Raw genomic sequence first — 20044 nt, 5'->3', positions numbered from 1 at the left:
ATGGTTTGCTCACCGTGGGCCGTCCCGCCCTCTGAACACTCGACCTCACCACGCCGGGTCGGTTGATCTTTTTGACACGACGCTGGACGACGGAGCCCTTCTTATGCCCCGCACTACCCCGCTTTCTGATATTCGGAATATCGGCATCATCGCCCACGTCGATGCCGGCAAGACGACCACGACTGAGCGCATCCTGTACTATACCGGTCGTAAGCACACGATCATCGACGTTCATGATACCAAGGATCTGAAGACGTCGACGACGACCGACTACATGGAACAGGAACAGAAGCGCGGCATCACGATTCAGTCGGCCGCCGTGTCCTGCTTCTGGAAGGGCAAGAAGATCAACGTCATCGACACCCCGGGCCACGTGGACTTCACCATCGAGGTGAACCGCTCGCTCCGCGTGCTCGACGGCGCGGTCGTGGTGTTCGACGGTGTGGCCGGCGTTGAGCCGCAGACCGAAACCAACTGGCGCCTGGCGGACAACTACAAAGTGCCGCGCATGTGCTACATCAACAAGATGGACCGCTCGGGCGCGAATTTCCGCCGCACCGTGAAGATGGTCGTTGATCGTCTGGGCTCGCGCCCGGTCTGCCTGCAGATGCCGATCGGCTCGGAAGATGACTTCCACGGCATGATCGATCTCGTCGAGATGAAGGCTTATGTCTGGTTCTCCGAGGAGAAGGACAGCAAGTGGGAAATCTGGGACGTTACGGACGATCTGGCCGACAAGCTGAAGATCACCAACGCCTATGACCGCGAGTTGCTGTCCCAGTACAAGCAGTACCGCCAGGATCTGGTTGAAGCCTGCGTGGAGCAGGACGACGCGGCGATGGAAGCCTATCTGGAAGGCACCGAGCCGGACGCGGACAAGCTGCGCGAATGCATCCGCAAGGCGACGCTGAGCGGTGCCTTCGTGCCCGTGATGTGCGGTTCTTCCTACAAGAACAAGGGCGTGCAGCAGCTGCTCGACGCCGTTGTCTGGTACCTGCCGGCCCCGACCGACGTGGAAGCCATCAAGACGGTGGACCCCGATGGTAACCCGAACGGCGAGCGTATCTGCTCCGATGACGAGCCGTTCTCGGGTCTGGCCTTCAAGGTGCTGAACGACAAGTATGGTTCGCTGACCTTCGTGCGCGTCTATTCGGGCGTTGTCAGCAAGGGCACCACCCTGGTGAACACCACCCGCGGCAAGCGTGAGCGTATCGGCCGTATCGTGGAAATGTTCGCCAAGGACACCAACGATCTGGAAGAATGCCGCGCCGGCGACATCGTCGCCTTCGTGTCGCTGGCTGAAACCGACACGGGTGACACGCTCTGCGATCCGGCCGCCCCGGTGGTGCTGGAGCGTATGCGCTTCCCCGAGCCCGTGATCTCCGTCTCCATCGAGCCGAAGAACCGTGGCGACCAGGACAAGTTCGGCGCCGCCATCGGCAAGATGGTTCGCGCGGATCCGTCCCTGCGTCTGGAAACCGACCGCGAAACCGGTCAGACCCTGCTGCGCGGCATGGGCGAACTGCACCTGGAAGTCACCCTGGACCGCGTCCGTACCGAATATGGTGTGGAAGGCGTCATGGGCCGTCCGCAGGTGGCCTATCGTGAGACGATCACCCGCAACGTCACGCACATCTACACCCACAAGAAGCAGACCGGTGGTTCGGGCCAGTTCGCTGAAGTGAAGATCATTTTCGAGCCGAAGGAACGCGGCGAGGGCTACGAGTTCGTCGACCAGGTGGTCGGTGGTACCGTGCCGCGCGAATATATTCCGTCGGTCGATAAGGGCCTGCAGATGCAGAAGGAAGACGGTGTCATCGCCGGCTATCCGACTGTGGACTTCAAGGCCACCCTGATCGACGGTAAGTACCACGACGTCGACTCGAACGCCCTGACGTTCGAAATCGCCGCCAAGGCCTGCTTCCGCGAAGCCATGAAGCTGGCCGGTCCGGTTCTGCTGGAACCGATCATGAAGGTCGAAGTGGTGGTTCCGGAAGATTACCTGGGTGACGTGATCGGCGACGTGAACCGTCGTCGTGGCACGATCCTGGGTCAGCTGGAGCGTGGCAACAACATCGCTGTTGAAGCCCATGTGCCGCTGTCCGACATGTTTGGCTATATCGGCCAGCTGCGCGGCATGACTTCCGGTCGCGGTTCGTTCACGATGGAATTCTCGCACTATGATCCGGTGCCGCGGAACGTCGCTGACGAAATCGTTGCCAAGCAGGGCAAGAACAACGGCTGATTTCCAGCTGTTGGGTAAGTTGGAAAGCGGCCGTCCCGAAAGGGGCGGCCGTTTTTCTTTGGTTGTTTGGTCCTCAAGGAAGCGGCCCCATGCTGGATAAATTTGCCCCCGCCTTGTTCGTGCTGCTGTGGAGCACTGGTTTCATCGGCGGCAAGCTGGGTTTGCCCCATGCCGAACCGCTGACCTTCCTGCTCTGGCGGATGGCGTTGGTGGCCGTACTGCTGGCGGGGCTGGCCGTCTGGACCAAGGCGCCTTGGCCTGCCAGCCGGCGGGAGGCAGGGCATATCGCGCTGTCGGGGCTGCTGGTGCATGGAGCCTATTTGGGTGGCGTGTTCGGTGCCATCCATCATGGGCTGCCTGCCGGTACGGTGGCGTTGATTGTGGGGCTGCAGCCGGTCTTGACGGCTTTTGTTGCCGGTCCCTTGCTGGGCGAGCGGCTGCGCCCGTTACAATGGGCTGGTCTGGGGCTGGGCCTGACCGGGGTTGCCGCCGTGGTGTGGGAGAAGTTGACGCTGAGTAACGGCGATGGCTGGTCGCTGGCACTGGCCGGCTTGGCCTTGATCGGCATCACCGCTGGCACGCTCTATCAGAAGCGATATTGCACCGGCATGGACCTGCGCAGCGGCACCGCCATCCAATATGCCACGACCGGCACGCTGTTCGCGTTGCTGGCCCCATGGCTGGAGACGATGCGGGTTGATTGGAGCTGGGAATTCGTCTTCGCGCTGGGCTGGCTCTGTCTGGTTCTCTCCGTAGGCGCCATCTTCCTGCTGTTCATGTTGATCCGGCGGGGTGCCGCGTCACGCGTAGCCAGCCTGTTCTATCTCACCCCACCGGTTACCGCCCTGATGGGCTGGGCCCTGTTCGGGGAGGTGTTGGGGCCGCTGGCATTGGCCGGCATGGCCGTAACGGCGGCCGGGGTGGCGCTGGTGTTGCGAAAGGCTTGACGATGCGTCGAACATTCTGTACTGATCGGTAAACTAAAAACCGATCGGTACAATGAGGATATCGTGCGCCATTTCATCACCAGACATCAGCCGGCCCAGCCTTGGCGCGTCACACTGCTGGCGGGGCTGGGTGGCCTGCTGGCCATCGGCTGTGTGGCAGCCCTGTCCAGCTATATGCACGCGCCGCTGCTGATCGCGCCTTTTGGTGCCAGCTGCGTGCTGCTGTTCGCCGCTCCCAACAGCCCCCTGTCCCAGCCAGCCCATGTGGTTGGCGGACACGTGCTTGCCACGGCCGTCGGTTTGCTGCTTCATGCGTTTCTGCCCAATGAATGGTGGGCGGTGGCCCTTGCGGTAGGATTGTCCATCGCCTTGATGAATGCCTTGCGGGTGACGCATCCGCCGGCGGGTGCTGATCCGCTGCTGGTGTTTGCCTTGTCGCCGGGATTGGACTTCCTGTTGGTGCCGGTGCTGGCGGGCGCCTCCATGCTGGTTACTGTGGCGGTTCTGTTCCATCGTGCCAGTGGTATCACCTATCCGGCAAAGCCCGTCTGATGGCGCGGTTGGTGGCAGAACGGGCCGATGTGATTCCGCTTCTGGCTGAGGCGTTCCGCGCCTATGGCTATGAAGGGGCCAGTCTCAGCCGGCTTTGTGAGAAGACGGGCTTGGGCAAAGGCAGCCTGTATCACTTCTTCCCCGGCGGGAAGGAGGAGATGGCGGGCGCTGTTTTAGGCGAGATCAGCCATTGGTTCGAACGCCAGGTCTTCCAGCCATTGGATAATCTGCCCCCGGCGGAAGGCGTGGGGGCCATGCTGGCGGCAGTGGATGCCTATTTCCAGTCGGGTCGCCGTATCTGTCTGGTGGGGGCCTTTGCACTGGACGATACGCGTGACCGGTTCGCAATGGCGGTGAATGGCTATTTCACCCGCTGGCAACAGGCGCTGTCTGGGGCCTTGCAGCGGCTGGGATTCGCCGATGTTGAAGCGGACCGGCACGCCCGTGCGGCCCTCAGCATGATCCAGGGTGCCCTGGTTCTGTCCCGTGCGCTGGGAAATGAGCAACCGTTCCGCGATACGATAACGGCTTTGACCGCCCAGTTGCGCCTGCCCGGCGCATAGGCCATATCCGCCCCCACCAACCGGCTTGCTTCTGCCCGGCGGCGTGGCTAAGGTCCGGCCTTCCCTGATCGAATTTGAACGAGGCATCCTATGTCTGACGCGGCAACCTCTACCGACGTCGGCGGCATCGCGGCCGACCGGCTGCGTTCCTTCATCGAGCGTATTGAACGCCTGGAGGAAGAGAAGAAAGGTATCATGGACGATATCAAGGATATCTATGCCGAGGCCAAGGGTACCGGCTTCGACACCAAGATCATGCGCCAGATCATCCGCATCCGTAAGATGGAGTCGAATGACCGGCAGGAAATGGAAGCCCTGCTGGATCTGTACAAGTCGGCCCTCGGGATCGAGTGAGCCGGCCTTCGGAAAGGGGGCTTCGGCCCCCTTTTCCTTTTTGAGTGAACACCCTTGACGAAGGCCGCGCCTTCTTGAAGGGTGGGTGATCCGCGACGGGCGTTAACCAACCGTCCCGCGCCTCCAGCCGCCGGAGTTCCATGCTCTCCCTGGACGTGCGTCCCATCTTCTATGTCATTGGTGCGCTGCTGTCGGTTCTGGCCATGGCCATGGCCATGCCGCTGGTGGCGGACCTTGCCGCCGGTGCCGATGACTGGCGGGTCTTTGCCGTGTCCTCGGCCCTGACCCTGTTCTTCGGCGTGCTGCTGATGCTGACCAACCGGACGGGGCGCATCGCCCTGTCCCTACGCCAGACCTTTATCCTGACCACGGCGGCCTGGGTGGTGGTGTGCCTTTTTGCGGCACTGCCCTTCATGTTCTCCGAATTCGGCCTGTCGGTGGCTGATGCCTATTTCGAGGCGATGTCGGGTCTGACCACAACCGGGGCATCTGTCTTTCCGTCGGTGTCGGTGCTGCCGCCGGGGCTGCTGCTCTGGCGGTCGCTGCTGGTCTGGCTGGGCGGCATCGGTATTGTCGGCATGGGCATCGTGATCCTGCCCTTCCTGCGGGTGGGCGGGATGCAGCTATTCCGCAGCGAATCATCCGACAAGTCGGACAAGGTGGTGCCGCGCGCCGCTGACATGGCACTTGGGTTCGGCTGGGTCTATCTGGCCCTGACCTTTATCTGCATTGTCAGCCTGCGCTTTGCCGGTATGCCGATGTTCGATGCCATCAACCATTCTATGACAGCCCTGGGCACCGGTGGTTTCTCCATCCAGGACACATCCATCGGCTATTACCAGAATCCGGCGGTGGAATGGGTGCTGACTCTGTTCATGTTCCTGGGCAGCCTGCCATTCGTTCGCTATATCAGTTTGGTAAGGGGCGATTATGGTTCGCTCTGGCGGGATAGCCAGATCAGGACCTACATCATTTTCAGCGTCGTCGTTTCCCTGGGCCTTGCCGTTTATCTGGTAGCGACGGATCGGTTGCCGGTGGGTGATGCGATCCGCCATTCCTTCTTCAACTGCGTTTCCATCATCACCACCACCGGCTTTGCCTCGCAGGATTATCTGCAATGGGGGCCGGGGCCGGTGGCCTTGTTCTTCATCTTGACCCTGGTGGGCGGCTGTACCGGTTCCACCTCCGGCGGGATCAAGATGTTCCGCTTCGAAATCCTCTGGCTGGCTCTGCGCACCCAGGTGAACCGGCTGTTCAGCCCCAATCGTGTGTTGCCGCTCACCTATAATGGCAAGCCGGTGGATGCCGATGTCATCATCTCGGTGATGAGCTTCACCTTCGTCTATATCGCCCTGATTTTGATTTTCGCCGTGCTGCTGGGCATGACCGGGCTGGACTATACCCATGCCGTCTCCGCCGCGGCTTCTGCATTGGGCAATGTCGGTCCAGGTCTGGGCAATCTGATCGGGCCGGTTGGCAATTACGAGCCGTTGCAAGATGGGGCCGTCTGGGTGATGTCGCTGGCCATGCTGCTGGGCCGGCTGGAACTGTTCACCGTGCTGGTGCTGCTCAGCCCCAGTTTCTGGCGCCGCTGAGGACGGTCTACACAGTGGCGGCGACCGCATAGCGCTGCACGTGCGGTGTCCAGCCAAGCGGTCGGATGACCGCGCCGGCGATAGAGACCCGTTCATTTGCCTCAGACGCCGCTCCCATCTCCACAGCTTGGTGTCAGGCGCCCTGCGGTACCCATGCAAATCCGCCTTGATCGGTCACGTTCACGGCGGATTTCGTTTTCCTGACGCGCCGGGCCGCCGACCGTCAGGATATGTGCGGCTCCATTCAACGAAGAATCCCCCCATATTGTATATCATCTAATTTATAATATATTATGCCGAGTTGCAATGTATGGAACTCGTTGCAACTCGATTGGTGCATTGAGCGCCAGCGGGCTCGTGCCCGCATGAAGCCAAGCCGTTGGTATGTTGACGTCGGCGGGTGAGGGCATTGATCTAAACCACAGGTTCTAATTAATGCAAATTAGTATTATTCCATCATTGCCGAAGCTCTTTCTTTTATGCAAGGGTGATTGAAGTTTAGTTAAAATTAAAGTTGGCGTTTAGTGAACGCGAGTAGATGAAAATCGCATTGACGATATATTAATTTAAATTTATATATCGAATCGATCAGAGAGATGCGCGAGAAAATACGATACATGCTTTGTCACACTTTAGGTTTCACCTAAAGTGACGCCGGGATTTACTCGTATCTCTAATTTGACAGCGCTGTCGTTGGGTGGAGCCCTATCGTCATGCGCAATTTATTAGAAGGGGGGAAAGTGTTAACAAAGCGAACCAAGGCGATCGCCAGGGGGGTCCGGAAGCGGATTGGCCGTTCCGACCCGTCTGCATTATCCAATTTGCAGCATATTATCGATCATATACCACTGGCGGTTATGATCTGTGATGTTGCGGATGGCCGGATCAATTATTTAAATCAGCGATCACGGGCGTTTTTGACGGATCTTCGTGATGTATTGAAGGTCGATCCCGACCATTTGATTGGTGAGCGGATTGAACTCTTCCATCGAGATACCGGCAAATTGCGGGATATCATCTCGTCCCCGGCGCGATTGCCGCATCACGCCCGCATCCGGATGGGGGATGAGGAGGTGGACCTGTCGGTCACCGGTATTAACGATCAGATGGGCCGGCACCGGTTTGCCATGCTGACCTGGACTGTCGTGACAGAACGGGTGCGTAGCGAGGCCGAGGCGCGTCGTCTGGTTGAAATGATTGACCGTATGCCCATCAACGTGATGACCTGCGATCATCGGGATGGGCACAAAATCAATTACGCCAACCGCACAAGTCTTGAGACGTTGAAGGGGTTGGAGGCCCATCTGCCGATCAAGGCCAATCAACTGGTTGGTTCAAGCATCGATATTTTCCATCGCCATCCAGCACATCAGCACGCCATGCTGGCCGATCCGTCGAGATTGCCGCATGAGGCGTTTATCCGGTTGGGGCCGGAGGTGCTGCACCTCAAAGTATCGGCGATTACAGACGATGCGGGGAACTACCAGGGGCCGATGCTTACCTGGGCGGTTGTCACGGCCACCCGGGCCATGGCGGAAAAGGTTCAGGCATCCGTGGAATCCGTTGCCGCCTGTGCCGGGCAAGTGGGGGCGGCGGCGCGCGATCTGAACGGGACCGCGCGGGAAATTGACGGGTTGGCGGTTGCTGCGTCGGGCGCTACGGCGCAACTGACGGCTTCCATCCAGGATATTGTTGCACGGATTTCCGAGGCGGCGGCCATGACGGATGCTGCGGTCCGTGATGTCGGCCGGTCGGCTGAGCAGGTGGTCCGCCTGTCGCACATGACCGGGCGGATCAGCACGATCATTGAACTGATCCGCACAATCGCCGCCCAGACGAACCTGCTGGCGCTGAACGCCACCATTGAGGCCGCCCGCGCGGGTGAAGCGGGCAGAGGGTTCGCGGTGGTGGCCGGTGAGGTCAAGAATCTCGCCGGCCAGACGGCGCGCGCCACGGAAGAGATTGAGCAGCAGGTGGCTGAGATTCAGGAGGCCATGGGCGATACTGTATCGGCCATGGACCAGATCGGCGAAACGACGCGCCGGCTGAACGAGATCGCATTAGAGCGGATCGCGGAAAAGCGGAATCGCTTTGGAGCGTGAATCCGCTCGCAGAACAAGGACTTAGAGCCGGGTGCGTTTCCGTTTAAACGCACCCGGCTCTAGCCGTTTCCGGCGCTGTGGAACAGCAGGCTGCCGCTACCGAACAGGTGCGGGGATGCGTCGATGGTGCCTCTGGTGCCGCTGGCCGTAACGAGGGCGCGGCGCGGGAACTGCTCGCGGTGGCCGACGCCCTGCAAGCCTTGGCGACGGAGTTGGGGGAGGAGACGGCGCTCTTCTTAAAGAAGGGGGCTTAGCCGCTTCCGCCGGCTAGCCGGAAGCGGCTGGAGCTGTTCACCGTGCCGGTGCTGCTCAGCCCCAGTTTCTGGTGCTGCTGATTCTTTCGCTCGACCTTTCCATGTCCCTCTTTTAAACATATGTTTGAACGAGGGGCGTGTAAGCCTCCGCAAGCGGGAGGACAAGGCCGATGAGCCGTATGGATCGGCGCGAGATCGCGTTTCTGCTGGATGGGTTTCTGGATCTGGGGCCGCTGCTGGCGCGCGACCGGTTCCGGCATCTGGACCGTTCAGACCTGGATCAGGTGCTGGATGTGGCCGATGGGCTGGCCGCCGACCTGTTCGCCCCGCATTACCATGCGGCCGACCAGCAGGAGCCGGAGCGGATTGACGGCAAGGTGGCAATGCTGCCCGCCGTCAAAACCGCCGTCGATGCTTTTGCCGAGGCGGGGTTTCTGGCTGCCCATCATGATGAGGAGCTGGGCGGCCAGCAATTGCCCTGGTGCATCGTGCAGGCGGCCTTCAGCTTCTTCCAGACGGCCAACATCGCCACGGCGGCCTATCCGTTCCTGACCATTGGGGCGGGCAACCTGATCCGCGCCTTTGGCAGTGAAGAACAGCAGGCGCGGTTCCTGGGGCCGATGCTGACGGGACGGTTCTTTGGCACCATGGCCCTGTCGGAACCGCAGGCTGGCAGCAGCCTGGCCGATATCCGCACGACCGCGACGCCCGGCCCGGATGGCTCCTACCGTATCACCGGCACCAAGCAATGGATCAGCGCCGGGGAGCATGAGCTTTCAGAGAATATCATCCATATGGTGTTGGCCCGTATCCAGGGGGCACCGGCGGGGGTGAAGGGGATCAGCCTGTTCATCGTGCCGCGTTACCGGGTGGGGGATGACGGCGCGCTGAGCGGCGATAATGATGTGCGGCTGGTCAGCCTGCTGCACAAGATGGGCTATCGCGGCACCACCAGCACCATTCTGTCCTTTGGGGAGGCAGGGCGGTGCCAGGGCTTCCTGGTCGGCCAGCCGCACCAGGGCCTGTCCTATATGTTCCAGATGATGAACGAGGCGCGGATTGGTGTGGGGCTGGGGGCGGCGGCGCTTGGCTATGCCGGCTATCGCTATTCCGCCGATTATGCCCGCTCCCGCCCGCAGGGCCGCCCGCTGGAGGCGCGCGACCCGACCACGCCGATGGTGCCGATCATCGACCATGCCGACGTGCGCCGGATGTTGTTGCAGCAGAAGGCAGCGTCAGAGGGGGCGCTGGCGCTCTGCCTTTATTGCGCCAGGCTGGTGGATGAGGAACGCACCGCCCCGGAAGAGCCCGCCCGCAAACAGGCCAGCCTGCTGCTGGAACTGCTGACGCCGATCGCCAAATCCTGGCCGTCGGAGCACTGCCTGGAAGCCAATAAATGGGCGATCCAGATTCTAGGCGGCTATGGCTATACCCGTGATTACCCGGTCGAGCAGTATTACCGCGATAACCGGCTGAACCCGATCCATGAAGGCACCTACGGCATTCAGGCCAATGACCTGTTGGGCCGCAAGGTGTTCATGGGCGACGGTGCCGCCCTTTCCGCGTTGGCCGAGACGGTGACGCAAACCATCACCCAGGCCGCTGTCGTGCCCGCCCTGGCCCCGCAGGCCCGCTTACTGGCCCTGGCCCTGGAACGGGTAGGGCAGGTGACGACCCATTTGGGCCGGGTTCGCGCCGAAGGCCAGATTGCCCTCTGTCTGGCCAATGCCACGACATATCTGGAAATGTTCGGCCATACGGTGCTGGCCTGGATCTGGCTGCGTCAAGCGCTGGTGGCCGAGACGTCGCTGGCCGCCGGCACCGGCGATGCCGCCTACCTGAACGGCAAACTGGCCACCTGCCGTTGGTTCTTCGCCCACGAGCTGCCCAAAACCGTCACCCAGGCTGCCATCCTGACCAGCCTTGACCGCACCACCCTCGACACGTCCCCCGATTGGCTGTGACCAATGGTCCGGGGTCCAGGGGCCTCGCGGCCCCTGGTAGTGCCTTTCCTGCCTTGTTCCTGCTATGGTGCGCCGCACTGACACCCCTGTGACCGGACATCCCCCCGTGGCCGAACCCGCCCCCTTCCTGACCGACATCTGGTATTTCGCCATGCCGTCCGCCGCGCTGACGCGGGGCGGGATGCAAGCCAAGATGCTGCTGGGCCAGCCGCTTTTGTTCGCGCGCGGGAATGACGGGGCACCCTTCGCCTTGCGGGATATCTGCCCGCATCGCGGCATCCCGCTTTCCTGCGGTCGGTTTGATGGGAAAGAGGTGGAATGCTGCTATCACGGCTGGCGATTCGATGGGACGGGCGGCTGCACCGCCATTCCGTCGCTGGTGCCGGGGCAGGAATTCGACCTCGCCCGCATCAAGGTGCGCCGCTATGCGTTGGCAGAGGCGCAGGGCAATCTCTGGGTCTGGATGGGGGAGCAGGAGCCGGATGGCCCGCCCCCGCAGATGCCGGATATGGAGGGCCGCGCGCCGAACCTGACGGAGGTGATGGAATTCCCCTGCCATGTCGACCATGCCGTGGTCGGCCTGATGGACCCGGCGCATGGGCCGTTCGTGCATCAGAGCTGGTTCTGGCGGTCGGCTAAGAGCATCCATGAAAAGGCCAAAGCCTTCGGCCCGGCACCCTACGGCTTTGCCATGAAGCGGCATAAACCTTCGTCTAATTCCGCCGCCTATAAACTGTTGGGGGGAGCGCCGGAGACGGAGATCAGCTTCCGACTGCCCGGTATCCGGACCGAACATATCGTTGCCGGCCGGCATCGCATCGTCAATCTGACGACGGTGACGCCGCTGGATGCCAACCGCACGGAAGTGACCAACAGCTTTTACTGGACGCTGGGTTGGGCCGATCTGGCCCGCCCGGTGCTGCGACGGTTTGTCCGCCGCTTCCTGGGCCAGGACCGCGATGTGGTGGTGTTGCAGCAGCAGGGCTTGCGCCATGATCCGACGCTGATGCTGATCAAGGATGCCGACACCCAGGCGCGCTGGTATTACCAGTTGAAGAATGAATATGGGCGTGCGCGGGACGAAGCGCGGCCCTTCGTCAACCCGGTCAAGGATACGGTGCTGCGCTGGCGCAGCTAAATCTTCGGGGCCTCGCTGAGGCCCTATTCCGCCGTCCCTTCCAGCGCTGCTGCTTGATCGCTGCTGCTGTCCTTCTGCGCCGCCCAGGTGAGCAGCGCGTCCAGTGCCGGACATAGCGCCTGTCCCCAGGGCGTCAGGCAATATTCCACCTTCGGTGGCACCTGATGGTGGACGATGCGCCGGACGATCCCGTCCATCTCCATCTGTCGCAACTGCTGGATCAGCATCTTCTGGGAGATGGCCGGGATGGCCCGCTCCAGATCGGAGAAGCGCAGAACCTGGCCACCGAACAGGTGGAACAGGATCACCAGCTTCCATCGCCCTTCCAGGAGCTTGAGGGCATTCTCGACCCCTTCGGCGGCCGATTCACGGGTATAATGTTTGGACATACTTTTCCGTAAGTACCTTACTTTTTCGTGCGTTCTTGCATAATTCGCAGCATGGGCCATTTTCGAGAACCGGACAAGACGAACTGGAGATCGATCATGCCTCTCTCGCTGCCCCTGCCCATCGCGGCCTATTTTGTTGCGGATGCCGCCGATGGCACGGCCGTCGCCGATTGTTTCACCGCCGATGCAATGGTGATCGACGAGAAACAGACGCACCAGGGACGGGATGCTATCGCCCGCTGGAAAAAGGAAGCTTCCGCCAAATTTGACTATACCGTCCAGCCCACGGCCTTTGAGGCCCAGGGCGACAGGCTGATGGTGACGGCCCGGGTGACGGGGAACTTCCCCGGCAGCCCGGTGAACCTGCACTATGCCTTCACCCTTGCCGGGGACGCCATCGCCCGGCTGGAGATCGTGCCATGAGCGGCTATCTCGGTCTGGAAGGAAAAAGGGCCCTGGTGACCGGTGGTACCAAGGGCCTGGGGGCGGCGGTGGTTCAGGCTTTGCGGGATGCCGGCGCGCATGTTGTCGCCACGGCCCGGACAGTGCCAGAGACGGTGGTGCCAGGGCTGCACTATATCCCCGCCGATCTGATGACGGCCGATGGTTGCGGCGCTGTCGCCGGCCAGGTGCTTGCGCATTTCGGGGGCATTGATGTCCTTGTCCATGTTCTGGGCGGGTCCAGTGCGCCGGCAGGCGGCTACGCGGCCTTAAGTGATGAGGAATGGCGCCGGGAGATCGATCAGAATCTCATGCCCGCCGTCCGGCTGGATCGCGCGCTGCTGCCCGCGATGCTGGCACGGGGCACGGGTGTCATCATCCATGTCACATCGATTCAACATCAAATGCCGCTGCCGGAATCGACGACGGCCTATGCCGCAGCAAAGGCCGCCCTGTCGACCTACAGCAAAAGCCTGTCGAAGGAAGTGGCGCCCAAGGGGATCCGCGTCGTCCGTGTCTCGCCGGGCTGGATAGAGACTGATGCGGCCGTGGCCCTTGCGCAACGTTTGGCCCAGGAGGCCGGTACCGATTATGAAGGGGGCAAGAAGATCATCATGAACGCGTTGGGCGGCATTCCGCTCGGCCGGCCGGCGAAGCCGGACGAGGTCGCGGACCTCATCGCTTTCCTCGCCTCCCCCCGCGCCGCCGCCATCACCGGCACGGAATATGTCATCGACGGCGGGACCGTTCCGACGGCGTGAGCCCTATCGGCCCGCCCCTCTCCCCCGGTGATCACCAGCGATCACCGGGGGAGAGACTTACAGGGCGTAGCGCAGCGTGGCCGTGCGCCCGCCATCGCTGACGGTCAGGCTGCTGGACATGATGCGCATGATCTCCAGCCCGCGACCGGATTTGGCCTCCGGATTGCTGGGATATTGCACGGCGGCCGGGTCATAGCCGCCGCCCTGGTCGCTGACCCGGACATGCAGGAAGCCATCGGCGACCCAGGCATAGAGGTCCACCCGCTTGCGGGCCTTGGCCGGGTCGGCCAGCGTGGTGGTCAGATGCTGGCAAAAGGCATCAAACTCCGCCGGGTCATCCACCAGGGAACTGCCCAGCGCCAGATTGCCATGCAGCACGGCGTTGATGATCGCCTCATGCAGGCTCAGTTCCACATCATGGCGCAGGGCGCTGGGCAACATGCCGCGTGCCAGCAACCCTTCGCAGAACTGGGCCGCCGTATCCAGCGTCCAGGCCAGCCTTGTGGTCAGGGAAACCAGCAGCTGGCCCTGGGCCAGGGCGTCTGCCAGAGCGGCGGCGGGCAGCGTATCCTCGCTATATTCCACCACGGCGGCGCAGCTGCCGCGCAGGGCCACCCCCAGATCCGCCGCCGCCCCTTCGGGCAACAGGCGGATGGTGGTGGTACTGCCATTGCCGCCGATCGGTAGATTCAGCAACTGCGCAGCACGGGCCAATTCCGACTGATCCAGCCCTTCACCCGTGAGCCGATAACCCATGATGCCTCCGCCCGCTCTGCCCGTTCACATCGACCGGTTGCCCGGCATTTGGTCCATCTGCGGTAATATCGGCCATGGCGCAGACCCCGGCGATAAAACCTTCCGCCGGAGGATACTTCGTCAAGGCGCGTGCGTGCAATTCCTCCGGCGAGCGGGCGAAGCCATGGAACATGCGCCCCTCGTTCCAGGGCGGCAATCCGGCGGCTGCTTCCTGCCGCCCCAGGCTGCCATTGGCGATCATCAGTGACCATAGCCGGTCAAAGCGGCGCCATTCCCGGTCCAGCATCAGGATGGATTGCTTGGGCGCTTCGCGCAGCCGGGTCAAGCGCGCCTCAGCGGCATTGGTGGCGGCGACCATCTGGGCGATGTGGGTTTCCGCCTCCAGAATGGCATTGCGCACATTGTCGGCCTCCCGCCTTGCCTGCCGCAATTTGACGGCCAGCATGTTTTTTTCATCCACGGCGCGCGACAGGCGCCGTTCCACCTGGCGGATCAGCCGCAAGACCCGCCGGCCGGACAGGATCAACACAGCGCCGGCAATGGCCAGCACCAGCAGGCTGATCATGTTCATCAGGCTGAAAGTCATGGGGATGTTCCTGTCCAGCGGCTGACGGTGATCAATTCCCGCAGCGTGTATCCTTCCTGCGAGGGGTAGGCATTGGCCAGCAACTGGCGGGCCTGATGTTCACTGGGGGCCCAAACGCGAATCTGATTCTGATAGCGCCAGATCACCGGGGCGCTGTCAAAATCCTTGGAGGAAAGATCGGCCAGACGTTTATTGTCCAGTCTGGCGACAAACAGCGAATCGCCGATGGCCTGCTGGCCCAGATGGTGCCAGACCTGCACCCGGTCGCGTTCCGCACCGGTCAGCATCACTTCCAGCCGGCTCAGTTGTGATTTCAGGCGGAATCGTTCGGCATTGCGGCGATCGCGCAGGGCACCCTGTTCGGCGTTCTGGGCCAATGTCCGCTCCACCAGCGGGCCGGTCTCCTTGATTTCCCGGAGCACCTTCGCATGGTCGGCGAACCATTCGTAAATGTCCGGCAAGACCACGCGAAGGAGTTCCAGCACGACGGTTCCCACCAGGCACGCCGCTGCCAGGGACAGAATCACAACATCGGATGCAGCCAGTTCAATTTGCATTCCCACCGTCGCCGTTCCCCCACAGCAGGCCTAACGGTTGTATTTGAACATACCGGCACAGATATCCAAAATTAAGATTTTTTCTCGCGCTTTCAACGTGGCGGGAGGGGTGGTGACAGCCATCGCAGGCGGGCCTATGCTGCGGCCACCCTCACGCTGACCCTGAAGGATCGTGAACATGGACAAGTCCGTTCTGGACACCGCGTCGCCCAAGGCCATTCTGCTGCGCGATTACGCGCCCCCGGCCTGGTGGATTGATCAGGTGGAACTGGATGTGGACCTGCATGAGGATGGTACGCGCGTGCTGTCCCGGCTTTCCCTTCGCCGCAATGCCGGGGTTGCTGCCGCCCCGCTGGTGCTGGACGGGCAGGAGATGGAGTTGCTGTCGGTCGCCCTTGATGGCCGCCTGCTCAGCCCCGATGATTATGCGCTGACGCCGGACAGGCTGACCCTGACCGGTCTGCCGGACAATGCCGTGGTGGAGATCGCCACCCGCATCCATCCGGAAAAGAACACGGCGTTGGAAGGGCTTTACAAGTCGTCGGGCAATTTCTGCACCCAGTGCGAGGCGGAAGGTTTCCGCAAAATCACCTATTTCCAGGACCGTCCGGACGTGATGGCCCGCTACAATGTGCGGATTGAGGCCGACAAGGCCAGTTATCCAGTGCTGCTGTCCAACGGCAATCTGATCGGTGAGGGGGAGGCGGAGAATGGCCGCCACTGGGCGCGCTGGGAAGACCCGTGGCCCAAGCCCTGCTATCTGTTCGCCCTGGTGGCCGGCAAGCTGGTGCATATCGAGGACCGGTTCCAGACCCGCTCTGGCCGCGACGTTGCCCTGCGCATTTATGTGGAGCCGGGGAACGAGGATAAATGCGGCCATGCCATGGAAAGCCTGAAGAAATCCATGAAGTGGGACGAGGATGTCTATGGTCTGGAATATGACCTTGATATTTTCAATATCGTCGCCGTGGGTGACTTCAACATGGGGGCGATGGAAAACAAGTCGCTCAATATCTTCAATACCAAGTACATCCTGGCCCGCCCGGACACCGCCACCGATACCGACTTCCTCGGCATCGAGTCAGTGGTGGCGCATGAATATTTCCATAACTGGACCGGCAACCGCGTCACCTGCCGCGACTGGTTCCAACTGTCGCTGAAGGAAGGGCTGACCGTTTTCCGCGACCAGGAATTCAGCGCCGACATGAATTCCGCCCCGGTGAAGCGCATCCAGGATGTCACCCGCCTGCGGCAGGTGCAGTTCGCGGAGGATGCCGGCCCCACCGCCCACCCGGTGCGGCCGGACAGCTATATCGAGATCAATAATTTCTATACGCCCACCGTGTACGAGAAGGGGGCGGAGGTGCTGCGCATGTACCGTACCCTGCTGGGGGCGGGCGGTTATCGGCGCGGCATCGACCTGTATTTCCAGCGCCATGATGGTCAGGCGGTGACCACCGACGATTTCCTGGCCGCCATGCGCGATGCCAACCCGGATGCGGGCGTAGATTGGGAACAGTTCCGCCGCTGGTATGCCCAGGCCGGCACGCCGGGCATCAGCGGCCATGGTGTCTATGATGCGTCTGCCCGCACCTATACGCTGACCCTGGCCCAGTCGCTGGCCCCCACGCCGGGCCAGCCGGAAAAGCTGCCCATGCTGGTGCCGGTGGCGCTGGGTCTGGTCGGGCCGGATGGGGTGGATTTGCCGTTGCGCCTGCAGGGCGAAGCGGCGGCGGTGGGCACATCGCGCGTGCTGTCGCTGCGTGCCGCCGAACAGAGCTTCACCTTTGTCGATGTGCCGGCACGGCCGGTGCCGTCGCTGTTCCGGGGCTTCTCCGCCCCGGTGAAGCTGGGCTTTGATTACAGCGATGCCGATCTCACCTTCCTGATGGCGCATGACAGTGACGCCTTCAACCGCTGGGAGGCAGGGCAGACGCTGGCATCCCGCCTGCTGCTGTCACTGGTGGCCGACAATGCCGCCGGGCGTGACATGCTGGTGCCGGACAGCTTCATCGCTGCCATCGGCCAGACCCTGGCGCGCGCCGATGAAGACCCGGCCTTTGCCGCCCTGGCGCTGGCCCTGCCATCGGAAAATTATCTGGGCCAGTTGATGGGGGTGATCGATGTCGATGGCATCCACGCCGCCCGCGAACTGGTGCGGGCCAGCATCGGCAAGGCCCACCGGGCGGCCCTGCTGGCGCTCTACCATGCCTATCGGGAAGGGGAGAGCTTCAGCGTTTCGCCCGAGGCCATTGGCCGCCGCGCCGCGCGCAATGCGGCCTTGGCCTATCTGATGGCGGCAGGCGATGCAGAGGGCAAGAAGCTGGCGCTGGCCCAGTATCGCAGCGCTACCGGCATGACTGATGTGATCACCGCCCTGGCGCTGATCGCCGACAGCGACATGCCCGAACGCGCCGACGCGCTCGCCACCTTTGCCGAGAAGTGGCAGGGCGAGGCACTGGTGATGGATAAATGGTTCATGATCCAGGCGGGCAGCAGCCGGCCCGGCGTGCTGGCCGAGGTGAAGGAACTGTTGAACCATCCCGGCTTCAACATCCGCAACCCCAACAAGGTCTATGCGCTGGTGGGCGGTTTCACCGGCAATGCCGTGGCCTTCCATGCGGCGGATGGTTCAGGCTATCAGTTCCTGGCCGACCGGGTGATTGAGCTGAATAAGCTGAACCCCCAGGTGGCCAGCCGCATGGCCAAGGCCTTTGCCCGCTGGCGCAAGTATGGGCCGGAGCGTCAGGCTGCTGCCAAGGTGGCGCTGGAGCGGATTGCCCATACGCCGGACCTGTCACCCAACGTCTATGAAATCATCTCCCGCAGCCTGGAGGGGTGAGGAGTAATACTATCCCGCCGTCACTCCCCGGCCAGCGCCTCCAGATAGGCGCTGGCCGGGCGCTGGGGCGTGTAGTAATAGCCGGATTCCATCCGGGCCTTTTCGGCCTGATGCTGCATCGCGCTCAGCACCGGCAGCGACCAGGCCGCCCCCAGCACCACCACCCACAGGGTGACAATGCCGGCCTTATGTTGAAAAGTCGCACGATCTCGCAGACGCCACCGCATGGTGCCACCTTGTCGCCGTTTTATCCGGCGCCTTCTATTGATCTGATAGAGTGATTATAGGGCGAAGGATTTGCCGGTTTCTTAACGCCGGCATGGCTTTGTCCCGTCGGGAACAGGGCGGAAACGGGGCAAAGGGATAGGCTATCCGTTCTGCCGGTCCGGGAACCTGGATCGGGGTGTCGGTGTTAGGGGCAACAGCGTCATTTCAGGGAATGCATCATGGGTATCATCGCCACCTTGATCATCGGGCTGCTGGTTGGGATCATCGCCAAGCTATTGATGCCGGGGCGCGATCCGGGCGGTTTCATCCTCACCACCCTGCTGGGTATTGCCGGGGCCTTTGTGGCCACATATCTGGGCCAGTCCATCGGTTTCTACCGGGTGGGGGAGGGGGCGGGGTTTATTGGCGCCGTGGTGGGCGCCATGATCCTGCTGGCGCTTTATCGCGCAGTGGCCGGCGGCCGGCGGGATTGATCGCCGCTACTGGGTGTGTTTCAATTTTTCTGCCTGCTGGCGGGAACGCCATTCCCAGGGTGCTTCCACCCGCCCCGCCCACATGCCCCGCCGGTGGGATGAGGCGAGGGCCTCATCCGCCGCATAGGCAGGGGTAAGGGCACGGTAGGCAAGGGCATAGCCCAACTGCACCATGGCGCGGCTAATATTCACCCCGCGCACCACACAGATGGCCAGTTGGGGCGGCTTGCCCTGTTCCTTGCGCGGGGTGCAGGTGACCTCGTCATTATTCAGGATGCGTTCCAGCATCCGGCGCGACAACTCATAACAATCATATTCCGTGCCCTTCACATTCTTGCATTTCTGGCCAACATCGGGCGCGTCAATGCCGTCCAGGCGGAAATCCTGCCCGTTGATGGTGACGATATCGCCTTCCTTGGCGGTGCCCTTGCCGACGACGGGGCCGGTGGGGGCGGCCGTCTGCGCGGGCAGGGTCAGCGCCAGGAACAGCGCCAGGAACAGCGCCAGCGGAGGCAATAGCCGCGCGATCATAACAGCATCCCCACAGGTTCAGCCGCCGGCGGGGCCGGGTCCAGTAGGGCTGGCCCTTCCGCCCGCGCGCCATTGACCAGCGGATTGACCGGCCGCGCCGTCAGCGTACCGGCGGGGCTGGGCCGCAGCAGGGCGGCATCATTCCCCACTTCCAGCCAAGCCGTGCGCGCTGCCGCATCGGCCAGCAGCACCGGCTGGCGGTGGTGCAGCTTGCTGATATCCGGCCCCGCCTCGGTGGTCAGGATGGTGAAGGTGAAAAGCGGGTGGTTACCCTCCGCCGGATCGCGCCAGATTTCCCACAGGCCCGCCATGGCCAGTGGTGCCCCGTCTGCCCGCGTGATGAACCAGGGCTGGCGCGGTGTGGTATCCGGTTTCCATTCGTAAAAACCGTCGGCCGGCACGATGGCGCGGCGGCGGCGAAAGGCCTCGCGGAAGCTGGGCTTTTCCGCCGCTGTCTCGCTGCGGGCATTGAACAGCTTGCCCCCGCCGCTGGCATCGGCGGCAAAACCCGGCACCAGGCCCCAGCGCATGGCAGTAAGGCTGAGTTCACCCGCCGCATTGCGGCCGATCACCCCGGCATCGCGCGTCGGAGCGATATTGAAGGCGGGCACCAGATGGCGTGGGGGCAGATCATGGCGCAGGCGCGCGTCGAACGCCTCCGCCAGTGCCGCCAGATCCTTTTGCACAAACCGCCCGCACATCGCCCTGTCCCCAAATGGAAACCGGCTGCCAGCATAGCAGCCGCCCGACGGCAGTGCAAAAGCCA

The 20044-nt window shown here is 62.4% G+C and carries 21 protein-coding genes; 14 read left to right on the top strand and 7 right to left on the bottom strand.

Going from position 1 to position 20044, the window contains the following annotated elements; all coding sequences use genetic code 11:
- Positions 1 to 103 precede the first annotated feature (103 nt).
- From fusA to GE253_RS00840, 10 genes are all read left to right on the top strand, one after another.
- On the top strand, positions 104 to 2245 hold the full coding sequence (fusA, locus tag GE253_RS00885; protein ID WP_153202258.1) for an elongation factor G: 2142 nt from the start codon (positions 104 to 106) through the stop codon (positions 2243 to 2245).
- A gap of 89 nt (positions 2246 to 2334) precedes the next feature.
- The gene (locus tag GE253_RS00880) at positions 2335 to 3192 is read left to right on the top strand and encodes a DMT family transporter (protein ID WP_153202257.1); all 858 of its coding nucleotides are present in this window, start codon (positions 2335 to 2337) and stop codon (positions 3190 to 3192) included.
- A 63-nt stretch (positions 3193 to 3255) separates the two neighbouring features.
- Positions 3256 to 3744, top strand: coding sequence for an HPP family protein (locus GE253_RS00875; protein WP_348770753.1), 489 nt, complete (start codon positions 3256 to 3258; stop codon positions 3742 to 3744).
- Complete coding sequence (locus tag GE253_RS00870) at positions 3744 to 4307, top strand: TetR/AcrR family transcriptional regulator (protein ID WP_153202255.1); 564 nt, start codon at positions 3744 to 3746, stop codon at positions 4305 to 4307. Before GE253_RS00875 ends, GE253_RS00870 begins: the two co-directional genes overlap by 1 nt.
- Before the next feature lie 90 nt (positions 4308 to 4397).
- Complete coding sequence (locus GE253_RS00865) at positions 4398 to 4661, top strand: DUF2312 domain-containing protein (RefSeq protein ID WP_153202254.1); 264 nt, start codon at positions 4398 to 4400, stop codon at positions 4659 to 4661.
- A 140-nt stretch (positions 4662 to 4801) separates the two neighbouring features.
- Positions 4802 to 6256: a TrkH family potassium uptake protein gene (locus tag GE253_RS00860; RefSeq protein ID WP_153202253.1), complete on the top strand. Its 1455-nt coding sequence runs from the start codon at positions 4802 to 4804 to the stop codon at positions 6254 to 6256.
- Between the two features lie 1004 nt (positions 6257 to 7260).
- Positions 7261 to 8358, top strand: coding sequence for a methyl-accepting chemotaxis protein (locus GE253_RS00855; RefSeq protein WP_247878419.1), 1098 nt, complete (start codon positions 7261 to 7263; stop codon positions 8356 to 8358).
- Between the two features lie 77 nt (positions 8359 to 8435).
- Complete coding sequence (locus tag GE253_RS00850) at positions 8436 to 8612, top strand: hypothetical protein (protein ID WP_153202252.1); 177 nt, start codon at positions 8436 to 8438, stop codon at positions 8610 to 8612.
- Between the two features lie 170 nt (positions 8613 to 8782).
- Positions 8783 to 10576, top strand: coding sequence for an acyl-CoA dehydrogenase (locus GE253_RS00845; protein ID WP_153202251.1), 1794 nt, complete (start codon positions 8783 to 8785; stop codon positions 10574 to 10576).
- Positions 10577 to 10682: 106 nt separating this feature from the next.
- Positions 10683 to 11714: an aromatic ring-hydroxylating dioxygenase subunit alpha gene (locus GE253_RS00840; RefSeq protein ID WP_348770752.1), complete on the top strand. Its 1032-nt coding sequence runs from the start codon at positions 10683 to 10685 to the stop codon at positions 11712 to 11714.
- A gap of 23 nt (positions 11715 to 11737) precedes the next feature.
- Here the strand turns inward: GE253_RS00840 and GE253_RS00835 are convergent, their stop codons facing one another.
- A complete protein-coding gene (locus GE253_RS00835) occupies positions 11738 to 12103 on the bottom strand; it encodes a helix-turn-helix domain-containing protein (RefSeq protein WP_153202249.1) in 366 nt (121 codons plus the stop codon).
- Between the two features lie 96 nt (positions 12104 to 12199).
- On the opposite strand from GE253_RS00835, the gene GE253_RS00830 reads away from it, so the two are divergent.
- Positions 12200 to 12526 (top strand): nuclear transport factor 2 family protein, encoded by a 327-nt coding sequence (locus GE253_RS00830; protein ID WP_153202248.1) that lies wholly within the window; start codon positions 12200 to 12202, stop codon positions 12524 to 12526.
- On the top strand, positions 12523 to 13305 hold the full coding sequence (locus tag GE253_RS00825) for an SDR family oxidoreductase (protein ID WP_153202247.1): 783 nt from the start codon (positions 12523 to 12525) through the stop codon (positions 13303 to 13305). Before GE253_RS00830 ends, GE253_RS00825 begins: the two co-directional genes overlap by 4 nt.
- Positions 13306 to 13362: 57 nt before the next feature.
- On the opposite strand, the gene GE253_RS00820 is transcribed toward GE253_RS00825, so the two are convergent.
- The 3 genes from GE253_RS00820 to GE253_RS00810 are packed head-to-tail and all read right to left on the bottom strand — an operon-like array spanning position 13363 to position 15204.
- Positions 13363 to 14061: an ATP-binding protein gene (locus GE253_RS00820; protein ID WP_153202246.1), complete on the bottom strand. Its 699-nt coding sequence runs from the start codon at positions 14059 to 14061 to the stop codon at positions 13363 to 13365.
- Positions 14039 to 14647 carry a hypothetical protein gene (locus tag GE253_RS00815; RefSeq protein WP_153202245.1) on the bottom strand — a complete coding sequence of 203 codons (609 nt, stop codon included), beginning with the start codon at positions 14645 to 14647 and terminating at the stop codon, positions 14039 to 14041. Before GE253_RS00815 ends, GE253_RS00820 begins: the two co-directional genes overlap by 23 nt.
- On the bottom strand, positions 14644 to 15204 hold the full coding sequence (locus GE253_RS00810) for a hypothetical protein (RefSeq protein ID WP_173012426.1): 561 nt from the start codon (positions 15202 to 15204) through the stop codon (positions 14644 to 14646). The genes GE253_RS00815 and GE253_RS00810 overlap by 4 nt, the downstream gene beginning before the upstream one ends.
- 178 nt (positions 15205 to 15382) lie before the next feature.
- Here GE253_RS00810 and pepN point away from each other — a divergent pair, with 178 nt between their 5' ends.
- Positions 15383 to 18046, top strand: a complete 2664-nt coding sequence (pepN, locus tag GE253_RS00805) for an aminopeptidase N (RefSeq protein ID WP_153202243.1) — start codon at positions 15383 to 15385, stop codon at positions 18044 to 18046.
- A gap of 20 nt (positions 18047 to 18066) precedes the next feature.
- Here pepN and GE253_RS00800 read toward each other — a convergent pair whose 3' ends face one another.
- Positions 18067 to 18273 carry a hypothetical protein gene (locus GE253_RS00800; RefSeq protein ID WP_153202242.1) on the bottom strand — a complete coding sequence of 69 codons (207 nt, stop codon included), beginning with the start codon at positions 18271 to 18273 and terminating at the stop codon, positions 18067 to 18069.
- A gap of 219 nt (positions 18274 to 18492) precedes the next feature.
- On the opposite strand from GE253_RS00800, the gene GE253_RS00795 reads away from it, so the two are divergent.
- A complete protein-coding gene (locus GE253_RS00795; RefSeq protein WP_089286323.1) occupies positions 18493 to 18747 on the top strand; it encodes a GlsB/YeaQ/YmgE family stress response membrane protein in 255 nt (84 codons plus the stop codon).
- Positions 18748 to 18753: 6 nt separating this feature from the next.
- Here GE253_RS00795 and GE253_RS00790 read toward each other — a convergent pair whose 3' ends face one another.
- Positions 18754 to 19278, bottom strand: a complete 525-nt coding sequence (locus tag GE253_RS00790; RefSeq protein ID WP_153202241.1) for a thermonuclease family protein — start codon at positions 19276 to 19278, stop codon at positions 18754 to 18756.
- Positions 19275 to 19979: an SOS response-associated peptidase gene (locus tag GE253_RS00785; RefSeq protein WP_153202240.1), complete on the bottom strand. Its 705-nt coding sequence runs from the start codon at positions 19977 to 19979 to the stop codon at positions 19275 to 19277. The genes GE253_RS00790 and GE253_RS00785 overlap by 4 nt, the downstream gene beginning before the upstream one ends.
- Positions 19980 to 20044: the final 65 nt, after the last annotated feature.

This window comes from Niveispirillum sp. SYP-B3756, from assembly GCF_009495745.1.
In the GTDB taxonomy this organism is placed as follows: domain Bacteria; phylum Pseudomonadota; class Alphaproteobacteria; order Azospirillales; family Azospirillaceae; genus Niveispirillum.
The sequence above is the reverse complement of the archived record's forward strand: the minus strand, read 5'-3'. Positions and strand labels throughout refer to the sequence as shown.